Source organism: Pedobacter sp. SYSU D00535, from assembly GCF_017355855.1.
In the GTDB taxonomy this organism is placed as follows: domain Bacteria; phylum Bacteroidota; class Bacteroidia; order Sphingobacteriales; family Sphingobacteriaceae; genus Desertivirga.
The window spans coordinates 686447-709232 of sequence record NZ_JAFEWD010000002.1; the positions used below are offsets into that span (position 1 = coordinate 686447).

7 protein-coding genes are annotated in these 22786 nt (G+C 40.7%); all 7 read left to right on the forward strand.

The features are described 5' to 3' along the window. Positions 1-248 precede the first annotated feature (248 nt). The 7 genes from J4N23_RS07660 (at position 249) to J4N23_RS07690 (ending at position 22642) form a co-directional block, all read left to right on the forward strand. The gene (locus tag J4N23_RS07660) at positions 249-4601 is read left to right on the forward strand and encodes a hypothetical protein (protein WP_207424955.1); all 4353 of its coding nucleotides are present in this window, start codon (positions 249-251) and stop codon (positions 4599-4601) included. A gap of 477 nt (positions 4602-5078) precedes the next feature. Then, entirely contained in the window at positions 5079-8309 is a 3231-nt protein-coding gene (locus J4N23_RS07665; protein WP_207424956.1) for a TonB-dependent receptor, read from the forward strand. Between the two features lie 20 nt (positions 8310-8329). Then, the gene (locus J4N23_RS07670) at positions 8330-10177 is read left to right on the forward strand and encodes a RagB/SusD family nutrient uptake outer membrane protein (protein ID WP_207424957.1); all 1848 of its coding nucleotides are present in this window, start codon (positions 8330-8332) and stop codon (positions 10175-10177) included. Between the two features lie 317 nt (positions 10178-10494). Further along, positions 10495-12642 carry a hypothetical protein gene (locus J4N23_RS07675; RefSeq protein WP_207424958.1) on the forward strand — a complete coding sequence of 716 codons (2148 nt, stop codon included), beginning with the start codon at positions 10495-10497 and terminating at the stop codon, positions 12640-12642. Positions 12643-13067: 425 nt separating this feature from the next. Next, positions 13068-15089, forward strand: coding sequence for a carbohydrate-binding protein (locus J4N23_RS07680; RefSeq protein ID WP_207424959.1), 2022 nt, complete (start codon positions 13068-13070; stop codon positions 15087-15089). A gap of 168 nt (positions 15090-15257) precedes the next feature. Next, positions 15258-19607 (forward strand): two-component regulator propeller domain-containing protein, encoded by a 4350-nt coding sequence (locus tag J4N23_RS07685; RefSeq protein WP_207424960.1) that lies wholly within the window; start codon positions 15258-15260, stop codon positions 19605-19607. A gap of 209 nt (positions 19608-19816) precedes the next feature. Next, on the forward strand, positions 19817-22642 hold the full coding sequence (locus J4N23_RS07690; RefSeq protein ID WP_207424961.1) for a glycoside hydrolase family 2 TIM barrel-domain containing protein: 2826 nt from the start codon (positions 19817-19819) through the stop codon (positions 22640-22642). Positions 22643-22786: the final 144 nt, after the last annotated feature.

Consider the following 22786-nt stretch of genomic DNA (forward strand, 5'->3'; position numbering starts at 1 on the left):
ATAATAATTGGTTAAGTGAGCCAGCCCCATGCTGGTTCATATTTTTGGCTTGGGACAGAACTAACAGTAAAACTTACGAAAGGAGTGTATGGGCAAATTTTAGAACATATAGCACGCGATGCTGACTGCATGCGACTGCTTTTAGAGTGAAACTCTGCTTTAATAAACGAGCTAGATGACCGAACGCGAATCGGTAGTATAGTTGGCAAAAGTAGATTAACAAGCAAAACCAAAAACTTAAATATAAAATGAAAAAACACCTACTATTTTTAATTATCATGTGCTTTTCAGGACTTCTCCTAAATGCACAGCAACTTGCTTTTCCCGGAGCTGAAGGCTTCGGTCGTTTTGCGACCGGAGGGCGAAATGGCTCGGTTTATCACGTAACAAATCTTAATGATTCAGGCCCCGGATCTTTGCGTGATGCTGTAAGTAAGTCTAATAGAATTGTCGTTTTTGACGTTTCCGGAGTTATTAAGATAGCAAGTCGTATTTCCGTTGCTTCTAACCTCACAATAGCAGGACAAACAGCTCCTGGAGAAGGGATTACGGTCTATGGTAACGGAATGTCCTTTTCTGGAGCTTCTAATACAATCTGCCGGTATATACGTATACGAATGGGGGTAAACGGCGAATCAGGGAAAGACGCAGTTTCGATTGCAGGAGGGACGGATATGATCTTCGATCATGTGTCCGTATCTTGGGGAAGGGACGAAAATTTTTCAATAAGTGGTGACGGTAGTCCTTTGGGAAGAATTACCATACAAAATTCTATTATTTCGCAGGGCTTACAAACTCATTCGGCTGGTGGATTGATTCAGACAAATGGAGGAGTAACGCTGTTTCGAAATCTCTACATCGACAATAAAACACGTAATCCTAAAGTAAAAGGGCTTAACCAGTTTGTTAATAATATAGTATATAACTGGGGTAACGGCGGCGGATATATACTTGGTGATTCTCAGGGCTCTTCCTGGGCAACAATCGTAAACAATTATTTTATTGAAGGTCCAGGCTACAATTACGATGGGGGAAAGGTAACTCCTACAGCACCTTACACTCGTGCCAATGAATATTTTCAGCTTTATGCAGCGGGCAACTTCCTTGATAATAATAATAACGGCACACTTGACGGAACTGAAAGTGTAAAGGCAGATTATGGACCTGCCACATGGATAACTGATGCTTCTTCGGGATGGACTTCTATTCCAGAGCTTCATCCTGTTATCCTGTCGCAAACCTCGGCAGAGGATGCTTATAATTACATTGTTCAACATGCTGGAGCATCTCTGCCTGTCCGAGATCCTGTTGATTCTATCTTGATGCGTGAATTAACGTCTCTAGGAACACAAGGGAAAATGATCAACAATGAGACCTCGCTTGGGCTACCCAAAAACGTAGGGAATATCTTTAATGCCCCAAAAGCTTCGGACGCTGATAATGACGGTATGCCAGATAGTTGGGAAAATGCCAATGGTACAAACGCAAATGCGGACGATGCAATGATTATTGGACCTGATGGATATGCCAATATTGAGCGCTATATAAATAGTATTAATTCTTCAATAACTTTCCTAAAATATCCGGTTAACCTCAGTATCTCGCTTTCTAACCCAACTACCGCAGTATTAAAGTGGACAAATGTAGAAACTAATGCTAAGCAAATTATCCTGGAAAAGTCTACTGACAGAGTTAATTATACTGCTGTGTCTACGTTTGCTGCCGATGCAACCACTGCTACATTAACAGTTACGGCCGACGCTCCGTGTTACTTCAGATTAAAAACCGCGGATGATACGCGCCAGTCATCATATTCAGAAACGGTGAAGATCTACGATGACGTGACAAAAGCCGGAGGAGGTACACTCAAGGGAACAAAAATCTTTACTCCACAAGAGGGAAAATATTACCGTATAATTAATTACGGGAGTGTCGCCTTCAATTCTGGTGCGAATTTTTCGGGCGTCGCAAAATATCTAAACGTTACCCAGGATAATTTAATTGGGTCTACAGCAACGTTTGTATGGGATAATCCTACCCTGTTATGGGAAATTACCGACGATGGCAGAGGTAAAGGTACTTATATTATCAAGAATGTTGGAACAGGGAAGTATTTTGGAAACGTCTCCAACAATAATACCACAGCAGTAGTCAACGAACCCAACGGTGGTTACAGCGTAATTTTTGGACTAAATCAATATCCAGCTCAAGCTGGTGTTGCTGATTCGGTCTCCTTTTTCAGAATACATAACGGAAGTAATCAATTGCGTCCACGCTCGTTTGGCGCTCAATGGTTCTGGTCCGGTGGCAGCACGAATCGGGCAGATATGCTTTATACTTTTGTACCGGTAAGTAAGGAGGCTGTTTCACTTTATCTCGGAGGCTTAAGAAACCTGATTGCTCAAGCTACTAGTCTGGCAAACGAGGCTCAACCAGGGTCAGATGTTTTACAATATCCTCCAGATGCTATTGCTGTTTTAAATCAGGAAATTGCAGCAGCACAGGCTTTTGTTGATGCTGTCGACTATTCTTCAACCCTACAGCCGGAGGTGGATAATGCCGTACTGGCCCTGCAAAGTGCAGTCAACAATTTCATTGCTGCGCAAATTCGTACATTTGCCAATCATAATCCCCAAAAACTTTATAACATTTTTAGTTACGGTACAAATTCCGGATCTGGTACAACTAGCGCATCTGCTTCAACCGCAAGACGTTATCTGGTTGCTATTCCTAATTATAACAGTACAAAGGATTCTCTGGTCTACATCATCGGTAAAAGTGATAATGATATCAAGGCAGGAGCTGTTGATGTACTTCAAAAACAGAAAAATGCGCAATGGATTATAGCTGAATCGGAAGCTAATCCAGGATTTTTTATTGTAAAAAACAAAGCGCGGGGGACATATTTAGCAATTGATAATTATTTGTCAGCTTCCCCGGTCGAAATCTATCCGTATTACCAGAAAGAAGATAACGGAAAACATGCATATTCTTTACAAGTATCGGATTTGAATACGAAGTGTTTTAATGTTGGAAATGTTGATGCGACAGGAAAGGGCGGTCCGCTTGCGTTTAGCACTCCCGCTGACAGGACCCGGTTGAGGTGGATATTCGATGAGACTGATGTTGCAGATGATGTTGCTCCTGACGTAATCACAAAGAATATCAGTATAGCTTTAAATGAAAACGGAACGGCTACTATTAATCCCTCTCAAATTGACGGAGGGTCGAGCGATAATGTAGGAATAGTTTCAATGACTCTGGACAAAACAACTTTCGATTGTTCTAATATTGGCGCTAACACTGTACTTCTTACAGTAGCAGACGCCGAGAATAATGTGTCGTCTAAAACCGCAATTGTAACTGTTCGCGACAGCATTGCACCGGTGCAAGTACAACTTCCGGATGTTACAGGCGAATGCTCTGCCGCCGTAACCGATATTCCAACAACTACCGACGGATGTGCCGGAACTATCACGGGAACAACCATCGATTCTCTTACTTACAGCACTCAAGGAACACATGTTATAACATGGAGATTTGATGATGGAAATGGAAATGTTACTACAGCTACTCAAAATGTAATAGTGAAAGATACGACCCCTCCTGTAGCACTAGCCAAAGATATCAACGTAACATTGGTAAATGGTTCAGCTACAATCGCGGCTTCAGCTATCGATAATGGAAGTAACGATGCGTGTGGTCTAAAATCATTAACAATTGATAGAATGCATTTCGATTGCTCAAACACTGGTAACAATACAGTTGTGCTTACGGTTACTGATGTGAACGGAAACGTTTCTTCAACACCGGCTACTGTAAATGTCATTGGCGTTACTCCGGTAGTTAAAATCGGTGTTTCCAGAACAGATGAAACATTTACTGGTCTTGACAACAAAACTATCGCTTTAGGTTATGGCGCACAAAGTTTAATACTTACTGCGTCAGACACCACTTCTGCAAATGGCTCTACAAGGTATAACTGGTCACCTGCAACAGGATTAAGTGATACAAACAGCCCTAATCCGGTGTTTACTCCAACTGCTGCTGGCAGCTATACATTTAATGTACTTGCTACTAACGAATTCGGATGCACTTCAAGCGCCGCTGTTACCATTACAGTTATCGACGTACGCAGTGGAAATAAAGGTAATAAAGTGTTGGTTTGCCACAAAACAGGCAGCAAGTCTAATCCATGGACACAAGTCAGCATAGGCTACAACGCAGTTGCAGAACACTTGAGCAAAGGTAGTTATTTAGGTGCTTGTACATCTCCAGCAGCGGCAAAAGTTGCTGCCATTGAAACCTCTGAACTTAGTCTTAATACTCTTAATGTAAGTAGCATTAACACCTTATCTGCGTATCCGAATCCATTTAAAACACAGACAAGGGTTGTATTTAGGTTACTTTCGGATCATCCAAACGTCTCACTGGACCTATACGGTCTGAAAGGAAAGGTGAAAAACATCTACTCGGGCCCTGTAAAAGCACATCAAGAGTACTCATTTAATTATGATACCGCTATTGCTCCTGGAGTTTATTTTTTCTTGCTAAGCGGTTCTAAACTGGCCTTAAGTTTTAAAGTTATCGTATCGCAATAAGTTGGGCTTATAAAAAATCGCTTAATGTTTGAAACAAGGGAACTGCCTTCATTAAGAATGACATTGACTTTATGTTACAGCATAAGGAGGGGGCTTTAGGAATAGCTCTTGAATTTCTTTCCTACAAGCGTTAGATGAAAAGCAAACTGTTCTGGTGCCTGGATTAGTCTTTTAAAATAGTGTTACAAATACTTTTCAAAAGGAATTCTGTCAAATATTGAAAGTCTTTCATCAAATTTTTAAACTTAAAAATCTCGCGACGGCGTAGGTTTGAGATATGGAAAGCGCAATTATTTTGTCTTGCGCAGTTCTCTAATTATCATTCTGGAAATCATTTTAATTACTGGCTGGGCCAGGTTGGTGTAGGGCGAGAAATCCATGACTCCACCCGTAAGGGAGAGTCGTGGATATTCTTTACCGCTGAATTATCGCAACTTTTTATAGACCATTAATACGTTTTTTATTAACAAACTAATTATGAACGAAGAATTAAAAAAGCTCTCATTAAGAATGTCCTCGCTTTTGATATTGCTCTGTTTGTGCTGGCAAACAACAGTAGCGCAAAGCCAAAAGCGGGTTTCAGGAACGGTAGCTGCTGCCAACGGCGAGCCAATTATCGGTGCTGCAGTTAAAGTAGTTGGCGAACAATCAGGTGCGACAACAGATGTAAATGGAAAGTTTTCCTTAGACGTCAAGCCTAGCGCCGTGTTAGAAGTTAGTTATTTGGGTTTCGAAACCCAAAGGGTCAATGTGGGCGAACACACTTCGATAAATATTATCTTAAAAGAAAATACCAAGACCTTGGATGAGGTTGTTGTTATTGGCTATGGGGTAGCGAGAAAGAAAGACCTGACCGGCTCGACAGTCTCTATAAAAGGGTCGGAAATTGCAAATATCCCGGTGACAAGTGCGGCACAGGCAATAACCGGTAAACTTGCAGGTGTTAATGTGGTAACACAAAGTGGCGCACCGGGAGCTCCTGTTAATATAACAATACGTGGTGGTACCTCAATCACTCAAAGTACTACGCCATTGTATATTGTTGATGGTTTTCAGATGGATAATGCCCTGAAGAATATCGACATTAACGATATCGAGTCTATAGATGTAATGAAGGATGCATCAGCTACAGCTATATATGGTGCACGTGGCTCAAACGGAGTAGTAATTATAACTACTAAATCTGCTAAAACGGGTAAAAGTCAGGTTTCTTACAACGGTTATGCAAGTTTTGAACGACTTAGCGAAAAGATAGACGTTATGAGTCCGGAAGAATACGTAAGGCACCAATACGAATTCCTGATGTTGCGTGGAACTCCAATGGATCAATTTACCAAGAATTTCGGTGGAGGTAATTCACAAGACCCCGCATTCTATACCGGAGCGTCTCAATACATCCATGACACCTATTCTCAAACTCAGGGGATAGACTGGCAGGATATTGTTTTTGGAGGTTCGTCGCTGCTTCAGAATCATAATGTAAGTGTTTCGGGAGGAACCAACAAGACAGGCTTTATTTTAAGCTATAACAATGTTGGGCAGCAGGGTATTCTTGATAAGCACGGTTATGGTAAGAATAACGTAAGGGCAAAAATAAACCATACTGTAAATGATCGGATTCGTGTAGACTTCAACTCAAACTACAACAATACAAAGTTAGAGGGAGGTGGATCTTTAGGTGGCCGTTTAAGGATGACGCTTATGGCGCCTGTTACGGGAGGAACACGCTTTACCAATGATCAAATGATCAATACGGATGATTTCTATAATAGCATATTGACTGATGTAGGAACCTATAACGTTTATAATCCAATACTTTTAAACAATGCTACTTCTTCTAAACAACTCACCAGACAATATATGGGAAATGCGGGAGTAGATATTAATATCTTAAAAAACCTGACTTTCCGAACAGCAGGAAGCTATTTTTGGCAGCAAGAAAGATCGGAATCTTGGGAAGATGAAACAACTCAGGGAGCAATAGCGAATCACGGTGGCCGTCCTTTTGGATCCAGAAATAATAGCGAAGAATATTCCTGGCAGATCACCAATACCCTTAATTGGAAACAGACTTTTGGAAAGCATAACATAAATGCACTTCTTGGGCAAGAGGCCTACAACTCTCAATCCATGTACTTGAACAATAGTTATGATAATTTCAATCAGGTAAATTTCGGTTTAAATAATCTCGACGGAACGCTGGTGTATGACAAGTCATCAGGTTTATCGAATTACCGGATTACCTCAGTGTTTGGCCGTGCACTATATAATTATAATGAAAGGTACTTGCTAACGGCTTCTCTAAGGGGTGATGGAGTGTCTAAATTTGCTAAAGGAAAGCAATGGGGGCTTTTGCCTTCTGCTTCAGCAGCATGGCGAATCACAGAAGAAAGCTTCATGAAAAACAATACCTTTTTCGATCAGCTAAAACTGAGGGTTGGTTACGGCGTCACTGGGAATTGTGATATCGATGACTATATGTATACTACTGCTTACGGATCGAATGTCTATGCTGTTAACAACACAAATCCAGTAGGGCTGGCGCCAGGTAGCAGACTAGGCAATCGGGAGCTAGTTTGGGAAAAGACGAAATCTGCAAACCTTGGACTGGACATTTCCATACTTAAAGGCAGAGTAAGCCTAACCGCGGAACGCTACAGAAATGTATCTGATAACCTATTGTTAGAAGTTGCTATTCCAAAAAGTACAGGCTATTCTACCCAGTATCAAAATATCGCATCTATTCGCAATCAAGGTTTTGAGTTCGTTCTTAATACAAGAAATATTGTTCATAAAGCTTTCACCTGGACAACAGACTATAATATGTCGTTTAACCGGTCCAAAGTGTTGAAGCTATACGGCACGGATACAAAGAGAATGCCTCCGGGTACTTTTCTTGTAGAGGAAGGAAGTCCACTGGGCCAGTTTTTTGGATATAAATATGATGGCGTTTACACAACGGACGACTTTGTGCAAAATGCAAATGGCTCTTATACATTAAAAGACGCGGTTGCAAGAGCTAAAGCTCCGGGAGGTACAATAAAACCGGGAGATTTGAAGTACGTGCCTACTGCAGGAGAAGTTGATGCGAACGGTAACCCTGTCTGGACTGCTAACGACCGCACAGTTATCGGCAGCGCATTACCAAAATTCACCGGTGGTATGGTTAATACCTTTGCCTATAAAGGATTTGATTTAAGTGTATTTGTGAATTTTAGTTATGGAAACCAGGTTATGAATGCCAACAAACAAAGCTTTATGGGTCCCAATATGGCTTTTACAAGTTCATTCTATCCAATGGCAAACCGTTTTGTTCTGATAGATCCAGCAACTGGCAGAGAAACCACGGACTTGCAACGTCTGGCAGCCTTAAATCCTAATCAATACGCAAAAGATGCAGTTTGGAGCTTGCAATCAAGAAATCAGAACGCCTTAACCGAAACTTCGGATTACTATCTTGAAGATGGCTCATTCCTTCGCATTAATACCGTTACCCTTGGCTATTCCCTTCCTTCAATGGTGTTAAAGAGAGTAGGATTAAAAACAACAAGGATGTATTTCACCCTTAACAATCCCTATGTCTTTACCAACTATTCAGGATACGATCCGGAAGTATCAAACTCAAGCAAAGGGTTTGAGCAAGGTGTCGACAGCTCTGCTTACCCTCGTTCCAAGAGCTTCGTATTCGGTTTGAACTTGACATTTTAAACGTATAAAAAGAGCAAAAGATGAAAAATCTATTATACAAAGGACTTTTGATTTTGTCCATCATCGCTGTTTCCTCCTGTAAGAAAGATTGGCTTTCTATTCCTTCGCCAACAAAATTGGATGACGAAACCGTGTTCAAAAATTTAAATGCTGTGGATATGGCTGTTTTAGGTATATATCCCAGTACTTTCCACCAGGAATTATATTACAATTTAACCGCTAATTCAGATGAGGTAATAACAACTGAAAACAACAATAGCAAGACAAGGCTGGCAACCTACAACTATACGCCTTCGGAGAGTCCCAGTGGGCTATATACGACGGCATATAGAGCAATCGAGATGGCGAACCTGGTACTGAAAAAGCTACCTCCTTATACTCCGAAAGATGCCAAAGAGGAAAAAAAGAAAAATATGCTATTAGGAGAGTGCTATGCCATCAGAGCGATGTCCTACCTAAATATAGTTCGTCATTTTGGAGATGTTCCTTATACTAATATTCCTACGGAGGATGCTAAATCCTATTCCTCAGGGAGGGTTTCCAGAGATTCCATCTACGATAGATCTATTCAAGATTTACAAAAAGCTGTAGAGTTATTGCCATGGCAAAGTGAGGGGATGATTCAGACTCCTGAACGCTTCTCAAAAAATGCCGCCTATGGTATTTTAGCAAGAACAGCTTTATATGCTGCAGGGTATTCCTTACGTTGGGATTTAAATACTTATTCTCCTTCATCATTGCAGTTAGCGCAAAGACCCGATCAAAACCGGATACAGGAGCTTTATAAAATAGCCTCGGATGCTTGTGAGGAGGTTATCAAAAGGGGCGAAAACCGTCTTCTTCCAAAGTTTGAGACTGTTTTTAGAGATCTCGTAAACGGTAGATACAATGCGGAGTCGATGCTTGAGCACGGCCAATTTGGTAATGACTTTAATAGCAGCGCTATCGGCTACACAAACGGGATAGCTATTTTAAGAGGGAACGTAAACTTTGGAAGATCATTCCCGCTGCAAGGCGCAATGCCAACGCTTTGGTTTGACTATGATGCACAAGATACAAGACGAGGCGTGACAATTGCCAACTTCGGATTAACCAGCACTAATGAACGCTGGCTAAATCCTTATTCTATGATGGGAATTGGTAAGTTTCGTGTGGTTTGGAAAGCAGACAAAGGGGTAGCTGATAACAAACGTAATATCAACTGGATATTTCTACGTTATTCCGATGTTCTGCTTATGTATGCAGAAGCTCAAAATGAACTAAATAATGGCCCGACAACTGCAGCGATCAATGCCTTTAAAGAGGTAAGAAAGCGGGCATTCAATGGCGATGAAACTAAGATTGGAGTCATTCCGACTAGCTACCAGGAATTTAAAAACGCTATTATAGAAGAGCGTAAATTGGAATTAGCATTTGAAGGTTGGAGAAAGACTGACTTGGTACGATGGGGCATTTTTTATGAAAAGCTTACGGAAACCCAGGCGAAGTTACAACAGCTTGCGAGAAGAGAAGCCGGCTCTAAATATGCGAATGTTCCTCGGTACGCTGCGTATAAGGTGGGTACAGTTAGTTTTGAAGACCCAGTTGTAGAAATTGTACCTAATTATACCTACATGACCCAGCCTAGTTCAACTGAAAGAACGAGATTAACAACAGAAGGTTATAAGTTAGTCAATTTAGATGGTGATGCTGTAAATACTGGTGCAACCAGGTTCAACTTTTTCGACACAAGCAACGGGCAGCTTTCTGCTTGGGTAACTAGTGTGTTCAGTGGACTACGTAAAAATCAGTCCGAATTACACCCTTTAGGTATCAGTAAAATTAATGAAAATCCAGGATTAACAGGTCAGGAACTACCGGGTTACTAGAAACTATATCCGCAGGAAAAAAATTGAAAGCTTTTCTCTTAAAAGTGCAGCCGGACGATCTCTTCGTTCTGGCTGCCTTAATATTCTGGTAACTTCTCTAATTTTTTCAAGATCTTACTTTAATAGCTTGCGTGCAGGGAAACACGTACATGTTTTGATTGATAGCCTTATCCGAAGGATGCGACAAATACCTTCATCAAGTCGCCTCCTTCTAACATTTATAGATGTCTCTCGGAATGCAATATAGAAAACCAGCAAACAATAGTTTCTAACCCGGTAGTAGAAGCTATAACCCAACTTAAATAATACATGTTTATATGAACGTAGGTAAAATCATCATCAGTAGTGCGCTGTATTTAATAGCAGTCCTGGCACAGACAAACGCCCAACCTATAAACCGGCAGGACGTTGTGCAAAGGCATACGATTCTGAATACAAGGATAGATTCTCTGGAATCATTATCAGTAGGAAATGGAAAATTTGCATTTACAGTAGATGCTACAGGACTACAGACTTTTCCCGAACGTTACGCAAAAGGTGTTAGTTTGGGTACTCAGTCCGAATGGGGATGGAACCGGTTGAAAGATACTGTTGGATATAAATTTGAAGAAACGTTCAAAGAGTTTACGTTCAATGGAAAGAAAGGTAGCTATAGCATGCAGTCCTCCGAGCCTTTAAGAAAACGAAGGGCGGCCGATTGGTTTCGCAAAAGTGTACATCGCATCCAACTGGGTAATCTCGGCTTCGACATTCATAAAAAAAATGGCCGTTTGATTACTCCCTCTGATGTGAAGAACATCCATCAGACATTAAATATGTGGACCGGCGAAATTACAAGTCGTTTTACGGTTGAAAATGTACCCGTGGAGGTTGTTACCGTTGCTCATCAGGAGCTGGATCTTGTAGCGGTTAAAGTTAAAACGCCGTTGTTGCAGGCGGGAAGATTGAAAATCAGAGTACGTTATCCTTATCCTACTATAGGGTTTTTGGATGAGGGCGTAAATTACAATAGTAACGAAAAACATTTTTCATCTGTCGATGCCCAAAGTGAAACCGGTGCAGTGTTAATACATAAACTGGAAGGAATTACTTATTTCAATGAGTTGAAATGGAATGGGAAAGCATCTGTTGCTCAGACCTCGACTCCGCACTATTTTCAGATAACTCCCGATAAGGGAAGTGATTCTTTTGAGCTTAACTGCCTGTTTTCGCAACAAACTCCAGGAAATTCAGATTTGCCAGATTTCGAAGAATGCAGGAATAATAGTAGCAACCTTCTTAAATCCTTCTGGATGAGCGGAGCGGCAATAGACTTCGCTGGAAGCACTGATCCACGTGCTAAAGAACTGGAAAGGAGAGTAGTAACTTCACAGTATTTAACAAAGATTCAGTGTGCAGGCTCGTTTCCTCCACAGGAAACTGGTTTAACCTTTAATAGCTGGTTTGGAAAGCCCCATTTGGAAATGCATTGGTGGCATGCTGTTCACTTTGCTTTATGGGGAAGACCGGAATATCTGCAAAAGAGTCTCGATTGGTATTTTGAAGCTGAAGATGGAGCGAAGAAAATCGCAGCCAGACAAGGTTTTAAAGGTGTTCGGTGGCAAAAGATGACTGACCACGAAGGGCTGGAAAGCCCCTCGTCTGTAGGTGCATTTATATTGTGGCAGCAACCTCATCCTATTTATATGGCTGAATTGCTTTACCGCGATAATCTTAGTAAAGATGTGCTGGAGAAATACAAAGACATCGTTTTTCAAACGGCAGAGTTTATGGCTTCTTTCCCTGCTTATGATAGTGTTAAACATCGCTATAACTTAGGCAAAGGGTTAATTCCGGCCCAGGAAGTTTTCAGAGCAGTAGATACTTATAACCCAACTTACGAGTTGGCTTACTGGGATTGGGCTCTTCGGGTGGCCCAAAAATGGCGTGAGCGGTTGGGAATGCCTCGAAATGCAGAGTGGGACAATGTAATTACGAAGCTGGCACCACTGCCCGTATCTAAGGGAGTGTATCTGTCAACAGAGAATAATCTAGACTCGTTCACTAACCAGGAATGGCTACGTGATCACCCATCTGTTTTGGGTGCTTTAGGCATGGTACCTGCATCTCCTAAATTAGACAAGGCTATCATGCAAAGGACCTTTGATACTGTTTGGAAGGTTTGGCAATGGGATGATACTTGGGGATGGGATTTTCCGATGGCTGCTATGACAGCTGCACGACTTGGAAATCCTGAAAAGGCCATTGACGCCCTGTTTATGAACATTAAAACCAATACCTATTTGAAAAACGGACACAATTATCAGGACGGTCGCTTAAGAATTTATCTACCTGGTAACGGAGGTGTCTTAACTACTGTTGCTATGCTTGCTGCCGGCTGGGATGGTACCGTCGGGCCAAATCCAGGTTTCCCTAAGAATGGTAAATGGAAGGTGAAGTCAGAAGGATTTAAGAGGATGCCATAGCCTGCAAGATTCTGATGTACAGGCACATACAACATAACAACTTATAACTACATAAAAGTCCAGGCAGATAGTATTGCTATCGCCTCAATTATAAATTGTTTCCAAGCTAGTGCAAAGCAAGTATTCTATATGGAACGACTATACCTGAATGGTTCAGCTAAATTAAGCGTACTGTCATAAGTAAGCTGGGTAGATACTATCGGATCACCGATTTTAGTATTGGAAACAATAGTTCTGTCTTACTTACTAAAGCTATATAAGCCTATCAAGGTTGTTTTGTCCATAATTCAGTTGGCCCAATGCGAGATGAGAAATACCTCTTCATACATCCAAAATAACAATTATTTAAAGTTTTTCGTCAAATTTCAAAAGTGCTGGCGACCACTAACCAATAGGTTTGTAACACCAATTATAAATCTAGAAATATGAGGAAAACTAGGATTAATCAATTTTTAGTTGCATTTAGAAGTTTAGGAATGCAAAGTCGTCATTTCGCCCTTGGAGGTGCAATACTATTAAGTACACAGGTACTCGGCCAACAGTTAGCCTTTCCATCAGCGGAAGGTTTTGGCCGTTTTGCTACTGGTGGACGAGGCGGTACAGTGTATAAGGTTACTAACCTGAATGACTCCGGGCCTGGCTCATTTCGCGATGCTGTGAGTCAGCCTAATCGAACCGTTGTTTTTACAGTAGGAGGTATAATAAGAATCAGTACCCGTATTGTTGTCCAGAAGAACGTAACGATTGCGGGTCAGACAGCACCGGGTGATGGCATCATGATCTATGGCAATGGTCTTTCCTTTACAAATGCAGATAATAGTATCGTAAGGTACATTCGTATCAGAATGGGTATTAATGGAAGTGATGGTAAAGATGCAATTGCTATTGCGAATGGTAAAAATATGATTTTCGACCATGTATCAGTATCCTGGGGAAGGGATGGGACATTAGATGTTAGTGCTGCTACAGGAGACGAAGTTGGTGATATGACGTTTCAAAACTGTATCATCGCACAGGGGCTTCAAGGGCACTCAACCGGAGGCTTGTTACAGTCGGATGCTGGTATAAGTATTCTTAGAAGTTTATATATTGATAATAACTCCAGAAACCCAAAGGTGAAGGGTATAAACCAGTTTGTAAATAACGTCATTTATAACTGGGTAGCTTCAGCGTATATATTGGGCGATTCGGACGGTCCTTCAGCAGCTAATGTTACCAACAATTATTTTATCAACGGCCCCGAGACCTCTACTTCTGCGTTTAGTCGTGGAAATACCAATTTCAGTATTTATGCTGCAAATAATTACCAGGATTCTAATAAAGATGGGGTATTAAATGGTAGCGTTATACCTCAATCGGGCTACGGAACTGTAACCTGGAAAACTACTCCTTTTGATTATCCCGTTGTTACGGAACTAACGCCACAAGCAGCGTTGAATTATGTTATTGCAAATGCAGGGTGCAATAAAAAAAGAGATAAAACAGATGCAAGACTAATTACAGAGCTTCAGTCGTATGGAACAATAGGCCAGACTATCAGTGATGAGAATAACGCTCCGATGAATGGGGTGGGTACTTTAAATAGTGGGTCTGCTCCATATGATTCTGACAATGATGGAATGCCGGATTCATGGGAATCTGCAAATGGCACGAACATAAATGTTGCAGATAATAACGGAGACCTTGATGCTGATGGATATACGAATCTTGAGGAATATCTTAATTCTTTGACTGGCGGAGATTCTGCAACAGGCACAAGCATTACTATTCAGGAGAATTCAACCGGCTTTTGTAGTGTTCAGGGAACTATTGACTCTAATCATTCTGGATTTACAGGCAGCGGTTTTGCAAATACTAACAATGTAGCAAATAGAGGTATAGTATGGCGAATCAACGTGCCGCAAGCAGGGCTTTATACGTTAACCTGGCGCCAGGCAAATGGCGCGGGAGATAATAGAGTAGCAAGACTGCTAGTTAATGGATCTGAAGTCCTTGAAAATATAAGTTTCCCCACTACTGGTAGTTGGACAACATGGAAAGATGTTTCGGTTACTCGTCTGTTAGGAGCAGGGCAAAACACGGTCAGATTGGAAAGTACTACCGCAAGTGGACTTTCTAATATTGATTATCTTAAAGTGACAGGAAATAACCCTGGTGTTTTAAGTTGCTCCGGAGCTACTGTTATGGACGTAAAAGTTAACGAGCTATCACTAATAGAACAAAAGAATAGTAGTTCAATAATTTATCCAAATCCATCTACAGATAAATTCACAATTAGATCAGCCGACAGATTTAGCTACTTTGTTTTTGATCAGTTAGGTAAAGAGCTGGAAAGAGGAGAGGCTAAAGAACAAGTTTCTACGGGAAGTAATCTTGCTTCAGGCATTTACTTTATTAAAATAGTAAAGGCTTCGGGAGTAGAGACTCTGAAGTGTATCAAGCAATAGGAAATAAAATAATAAAAGGAAAATCTAATAATTCGGGTGTACCTGAACTGTACATCCCATAAAATTTAATATCTAGTGTAACGATTGAATAATCGTTGCTCCAAGTCATCAAAAAGGAATCTATATTTACTATAGTCATTCATAATGTGATAGGGGGAGGATTAATATTTGAAAGAGCTTTGTTTTCTACTGGCATTTCTTTTTGGGAACCAGTTTGCAGTTTTAGCGACACTTCCAGAACCGAAGTTTACCCATTATTCTACTGAAGACGGTTTGTCTCACAATGGAGTTTTGTGTATTAAACAGGATAGAGAAGGCTTTATATGGTTGGGTACATGGGACGGCATTAATCGGTTTGACGGTCACACTTTTACGACATACAAGTCTAGACCAGGTGATAAGTCAGACCTTAGAAATAATAAAGTTAGGGATATTGTAGAAGACCAGCTTGGATACCTGTGGGTGATGACTTACGACCGTAAAGTTTATCGCTTTGATAAAAAAACAGAGGAGTTCACTGCCCTTTCTAAATCAGTTTCAGGAGAAAATTTAGAGCATTTATATTTCAAAAAAATCATCCCCCTTGTTAATGGTGATACCTGGCTTCTTACTGAAAACAGGGAAGTTCTTTGCGTCTCACCTGGCGCTAATAATAGCTTGCGAGTTGTCAATTTTAGTTCAGGCAGATATCTATTTGCCGGCAGGGCCGTAAATTTCATCTATGAAGATAAGGATCATAAAATTTGGTTTGGAACGAAAAAAGGTCTTGTTTGCCTGATAAAAAGGGGAAGCAAGTATTCATCCTATTTCTCTTCACCCAAGGTTTATGCAAGCAATTTAAGTGTTACTTCCGTTTCTGGAAACAGCGCCGGTGAAATATATTTTGGTAGTACCAGTGGTGTTTTAATCAGATATCACGAAAAAGGAAAAACTTTTTCGAACTTCAAAATTCAAGGAACTGAAATATCTGATGTGCGGGCATCAAATACAGGAAAAACCTACGTTACTACCAAATCCGCCGGCCTGTTTCTATTCGAAAGAGGCGCAGTTTTCCGTCGTTTAGGTGATGGGAGCCAGAAGAAGCTTCAATCGATTTTTGAAGACTCCAACGGCAATTTGTGGATAGAGACGCCCAACGCCGGTGTTTATAGGTATTCGCCTACTGATGGAAAGTTCAAATATTTTACTTCGAAGGGCCAGAATCCTTACGGCGATAAAGGCTACAATATTTTTGAGGATGTAAATCATGTGGTATGGGTAAGATTAAAGAATGCAGATTTTGGATATTTTAACCGTGCAGAAGATAGACTAGACTTCTTCTACAATGAGCCTGGTGCTTCAAATAAGCTTTTTTCGAACAGTGTAGTTTCTGCGCTTTCAGATAGCAAAGGGGTTCTTTGGTTTAGCTCCCGAAATGGAGGTCTCAATAAGGTTGTCTTCCCTTCGAATAACTTTAAGCATCATCTGCTGATTAAGGATCCAAATGCAAAGTCTGATAACGAAGTACGAGCTCTATTCCAAGATCAGGATGGTAAAACGTGGATTACCTCTAAAACTGGAAAGTTGCGGGTATATAAAAATGGTAAAGAAATCAAAGGGCTCTTAAGTGCTCCTTATCCAGAATTAGGAAGAATATATTGTATCACAGAAGGAAAAGACGGAACCATTTGGATTGGGACAAAAGGTCAGGGCCTTTTGAAGTTAGATCCTCTGAATAAAGAAAGAACTCAGTACAAGTTAACTCGCTTCGTCCGAGAGTTGAATAATCCTTATGGTATAAGCGGTGACCAGATATACTCAATACTGGTCGACGATAAGGGCAGGGTATGGGTCGGAACATTTGGTAAAGGGTTAAATCTGCTGGTTTTTGAAAACGGAAGATATAAGTTCAGAAATACTAATAATACCTTCAAAAAATATCCGAATAAAGCTTTTAATGTTATCAGGCATATAATTCAAGGGCCAGATAAACGGATCTGGCTAGCTACGACAGATGGCTTATTGCGTTTTGATCCAAACCAAGACCTGGACAACGTTTCATTTATAAAAACTACAAAGATACCAGGAGACAGGTCGAGCCTTGGTAGTAATGATGCGTTATATATCTATCAGGCCCGCGATAAGAATATCTGGATCGGTACTTTTGGAGGAGGAGTAAGTAAATTGATTTCTTCTCCTTCAGATCTAAAGCAACCTCTGCGGTTTAAGACATTTACCAGAGAACAGGGGCTACCTAACGACATAATTCTTAGCATAGTTGAAGACGACATTGGCGGACTATGGATCGCTACTGAAAATGGATTATCCAGGCTAGATCACAGGAGGGGCATATTTAGAAATTATGATAATTATGATGGCTTGCCCAAAACCCGTTTTTCAGAGTCAGCCGTTTTTAGATCTAACACAGGAGAGATATATTTCGGATGTCTTAACGGTTATATTTCTTTTCGCCCGGACAAGCTGGTTAATCAGAAATTCAAGTCTTTACTAGCACTTACCAATTTTCAGCTATACAACACAGACATTAATACAAGAAATTCAAATCCGGGTATAAAATATGCCATTAATTATGCCAAGGAGATTATACTTAGGTTCGACCAGAACTTTATAGCTTTCGAATATGCTCTTTTAGATTTCAGGTTGTCAAAAAATATCTCATACTCTTACATACTCGAAGGCTACGATAAGACGTGGCATCACGTAAAGAATCAACGAAAAGCTGCCTATACCCAAATACCTCCAGGGAAATATACGTTTAAAGTAAAAGTTACTGACAGTTATTACTTCAGTAATCTTCCCGAAAAGGAAATATCAGTCCATATACTAAAGCCTTGGTGGTTAAGTAATTGGGCGATTCTTGGCTATTGTTTAGCCGCGTTGGTAATTATTGAAATAATCAGAAGAGTTGCTTTAACGCTTATCAGGTTAAAAAACAAGGTAGTTGTAGAAAAAAAAATGACAGAGCTGAAATTACAGCTTTTTACAAATGTTTCTCACGAACTCAGGACGCCTCTTACACTCATTGTAAACCCATTAAATAGAATTGGAGAAACCGAAAACCTAAGTTCAAAAGGCCGCGAGTATTTAGAGATAGCAGATAAAAATACTAAAAGAATGCTTCGCTTCATTAACCAGCTTCTCGACTTAAGAAAGATCCAAAGTCAACAATTTAAATTAAGTGTTCAAAGCATTGAGCTTGTTAGCTTTCTCAATCAGATAGCCTCTTATTTCAATGACATTTGCTCTGAAAAGAATATCCAATTAAAAGTGGTTTGCTCGTCCAATGAATGTATTGTGTGGGGTGATGAAGAAAAGATTGAGATTGTGTTTTTTAATATCATATCAAATGCTATCAAATTTACTCCCGTAGGAAAGCATGTTTATGTCGAAGTAGACGCCCATGGCGAAAAGTATGTAACTGTCAGTGTTATTGATGAAGGAGTAGGAGTGAGTGAGGATAAGCTGCAAGATATTTTCAAACTTTATTACGAAGGGGATAATAGGCAGGATAAGGCATTTAAAGGTACCGGTATTGGTTTGGCATTAAGTAAGGATATAATTACACTTCATAAGGGAAGGATATCTGCCAGCAATAATAAAGAAGAAGGAATTACAGTGGCGGTAGAACTGCTTAAAGGAAATTCACATTATAACCCCTATGATATCGTGTCAGAAAGAACTGTAATCAATCAGGTAGTTGAAAGCAAACCCATTAAAGTTCAGAATATTGAGCCACCCGGAAATACAGATGGTCTTCCAAAAATATTGATTGTTGAGGATAATACAGAGTTAAGAAAGCTTCTTGCTGATCAGTTTAGTTCACGCTACCAGGTTCTTGAAGCAGAAAATGGAAGGCAAGGATGCAAGAAGGCTGTAGAATTTCAACCTGATGTCATCCTCAGCGACGTTATGATGCCCGAGATGGACGGAATTCAAATGCTTAATCAATTGAAAAGTGAAATGGAAACAAGCCACATTCCAATTATCCTACTAACGGCAAAGTCTTCGATTGAAGATCAGATAAACGGTCTTTCTTTTGGGGCAGACTATTATGTCACAAAGCCATTTCACACTGATTATATCGAGCACTTGATAAAGAATTTGGTAACACAGCGTCAAAGGATTCTTAGCAATATTCTTGAGAAAACAAAAGTTGTAAAATTAGAACCCAGTGAAATATTTATAACACCCCGAGATGAAAAGTTCTTGAAAGATGTGATACAGATCGTAGAGACTAAAATGTCGGATATCCACTTTAAAATTGATTCTGTTGCGGAAGGTATAGGAATGGGACGAACAACCTTCTTCAAAAAAATCAAAAGCCTTACGAATATGTCGCCCGTTGAACTGGTAAGAGACATACGGCTTAAAAGGGCAAAACAACTTTTGGACACAGGTGAAATGGGAGTTACCGAAGTTGGTTATATGGTCGGGTTCAATAGTTCCAGTTATTTCAGCACGTGCTTCAGAGAAAAATATAATGTTGCTCCATCTGAATATTTAAAATCTAAACAGTAATTACAGCTGATTGCAAATTGATTTTTGCCTAAAAAACAGGCGACGTGGGAGTGCTATGCCATTTTTTTAGCCTTAACATTCCATCTGGTTTTAGGATATGGGACAAGAAGGATGCGCGTAGAGATTATAAAACGAAGAATAAATGCTCTGTGGTTGATGTGCCAGCCAGTCAGCTACTAATTCAATATAGAAAATAGACACCTTTAATTATGAAAGTTAAGAAATGGATTTATGCTATCGGACTTTTAGTTCTTACTTCTGCGGTAGCAGTAGCACAATCCGGGACAACTAAAGAGGTTCAATACCTTTCGGGAACAGATGTTAAGAATACTAAAACCTGGGATTTCTGGGTTACAGGAGGGCGTAAAAGTGGTTTCTGGACTTCCATCCCCGTGCCCTCTCACTGGGAACAGCATGGCTTTGGTGGTTACAATTACGGCCGTGACTATGTGACATACGGCAAGAACTTTAGATTTAATGATGAAAAAGGATTATACAAGTACCAGTTCGATGTGCCCGTATCTTGGCAGGGAAAAGATGTGTATATCGTTTTCGAAGGCTCGATGACGGATACAGAAGTAAAGATCAATGGGAAATCTGCTGGCCCAATTCACCAGGGAGCCTTCTATCGCTTCAAATATAACATCAGCGATAAGCTGAAATATGGCCAAAGAAACTTGTTAGAGGTCACCGTTAGCAAAATGTCGGCAGATAAATCCGTTAACAATGCCGAACGGTTGGCAGATTACTGGATTTTTGGAGGCATCTATCGCCCCGTACTACTTGAAGCCCTACCGAAAGAACATATAGACTGGGTGTCAATTGACGCGAAGGCTAATGGGGCATTCAACCTAAATGTGTATCTTAAAAATGCTGGATCAGGCAGAGAAGTATTAGCGGAGATCGTTGATAAAGCTGGCAGAGTTGTGGGAACTGGCTCGGTGAAAACAACAGGAAAAGACTCGGTTGTTAACCTCAAAACTACTGTGAAGCAACCCGCACTCTGGGCGGCAGAAACTCCGAACCTTTATAAGGTTAACATTTATCTTAAAAACAATGGGAATCTAGTTTATAAAACTTCGGAAAAATTTGGCTTCCGGACTATTGAAGTTCGGAAGCAGGACGGTATCTATATAAACGGAACCAAAATTAAAATAAAAGGAGTAAACCGCCACGTGTTCTGGCCAGAGTACGGACGTGCAACCTATCCAGAAGCAGATCTGATAGATGTAAAGCTGATCAAGGAAATGAACATGAATGCAGTTCGTTGCTCGCATTACCCGCCCGACGCCAATTTTCTGCGAGTTTGTGATTCTCTTGGTTTATACGTAATCGACGAACTGGCGGGCTGGCAAAAAGCATACAGCACAAAGGTTGGAGAAACGAGAGTAAAGGAAATGGTAACGCGTGATGCCAATCATCCCTCTATTTTATTCTGGAGCAATGGCAATGAGGGTGGGCATAATAAGGATCTGGATGATGACTTTGCCAAATATGATCTTTCTGCCAGAATAGTCATCCATGCCCATCACCGTCCGGGAAATGCTATCAACGGCATCGATTGCAATCACTATGAAGATTATTACAGTGCAGAAAAAATAGTTGCTGATACAAACCTGTATATGCCAACTGAATTTCTTCACGCAATGCATGACGGCGGAGGTGCAGCTGGCCTTGCTGATATGTGGGATCTCCACTGGAATTCAAAAAAGGGAGTAGGTGGTTTCATTTGGGATTTTGCAGATGAAGGCATTATGCGAACAGATCTGAATAATATGATCGATGTTAATGGGACAAATGCCGCCGATGGAGTTGTTGGTCCTCATCGCGAGAAGGAAGGAAGTTTCCACGCTATCCGCGAGATTTATTCACCAGTCAGAATAAGCCTGAAAGCATTGCCCGAAAATTTCAAAGGTGAAATTCCGGTAGAAAACCGTTTCAATTTCACCAACCTGAAAGAATGCAGTTTTGAGTGGGAGTTGCTTAAATTCAATAAAAAGCAAGACGACGACGTCGGTTATACTTTAATAAATAAGGGAGTTATCTCAGCTCCCGATGTTGCTCCTGTAGCGAAAGGAGTTCTAAAAGTAAACCTACCTGCCAGATGGAAAAGCAGTGATGCCCTTGCTATTCGAGCATACGATCCATATAAAAATGAGGTTTACCGCTGGGTTTGGAAGGTAAAGTCTAATACCCAACTATTGGAAGAAGTTTTAAATGCTGAAAGAGCAGACGGCAGTGCTGTCGCAACCGAAACGGATAGTTCGATTACTTTGAAAGCCAATGGGATATCCATCAGCTTAAGTAAAAGGACGGGTAAGCTGATTAATGTCAAGAACGAGAAAAATCCTCAATTATCCTTCGATAACGGTCCTGTGCTGGCGAGCGGAAATAGCACTTTTACGGGAATTAAGTCGATTAAAGAAGGGAACGATATTATTGTAGAAGCTTCTTATACAGGGGACATGACATCTGTCAGGTGGAAAATGCAGCCTTCGGGATGGTTAGAGATGTCTTATCAATACTCCTTAAACGGCAAGTATCCTTTTGGTGGTATTAGTTTCGATTACCCTGAAGGGTTAGTTACTGGAGTGAAATGGTTGGGAAAAGGGCCATATCGTGTCTGGAAAAACCGGTTGCAGGGAGTAACATTCGACGTGTTTGAAAAAAGGTATAACAATACCCAGACTGGTACCTCACCCTGGATCTTTCCCGAATTCAAAGGCTACTATTCTGAAGTCGTATGGATGGAACTAAGTACAATGGAAGGGAAATTTACTATCGCAAGCCCTGATAATGATCTTTTTGTTCGCCTGTTTGATTTTTACGCGATTAAAGGACAGAAACCTCATCCGCAACTTCCAACAGGTAATATTTCCTTCCTGGATGGGATTCCACCAGTAGGTTCAAAAATGGGAATCAACTATGAAAATGTCAAAGGATTAGGACCAAGCAGCGATCTCAATGAATTTAACGGGCCTATAAAACGAACGCTCTATTTCTATTTCGGGATTCCAAAACCTGTAGAAGATTAGCAGTTTATGACGCGAGGGAAGATGCCTCAATGGATTGAGGTCTTATTGCATTTGTATTGCTGAACGAAGCCTATATGCGATTGTTCGGATAGTATCTAATCGAAGGAATTCGCACTGCTTATTCAATAGTTAACCACCTATCCC

What these genes read in the sequence shown, in the direction of transcription:
- J4N23_RS07660 (WP_207424955.1), top strand. Translation starts at nt 249, where the DNA reads ATGAAAAAACACCTACTATTTTTAATTATCATGTGCTTTTCAGGACTT.
- J4N23_RS07665 (WP_207424956.1), top strand. Translation starts at nt 5,079, where the DNA reads ATGAACGAAGAATTAAAAAAGCTCTCATTAAGAATGTCCTCGCTTTTG.
- J4N23_RS07670 (WP_207424957.1), top strand. Translation starts at nt 8,330, where the DNA reads ATGAAAAATCTATTATACAAAGGACTTTTGATTTTGTCCATCATCGCT.
- J4N23_RS07675 (WP_207424958.1), top strand. Translation starts at nt 10,495, where the DNA reads ATGAACGTAGGTAAAATCATCATCAGTAGTGCGCTGTATTTAATAGCA.
- J4N23_RS07680 (WP_207424959.1), top strand. Translation starts at nt 13,068, where the DNA reads ATGAGGAAAACTAGGATTAATCAATTTTTAGTTGCATTTAGAAGTTTA.
- J4N23_RS07690 (WP_207424961.1), top strand. Translation starts at nt 19,817, where the DNA reads ATGAAAGTTAAGAAATGGATTTATGCTATCGGACTTTTAGTTCTTACT.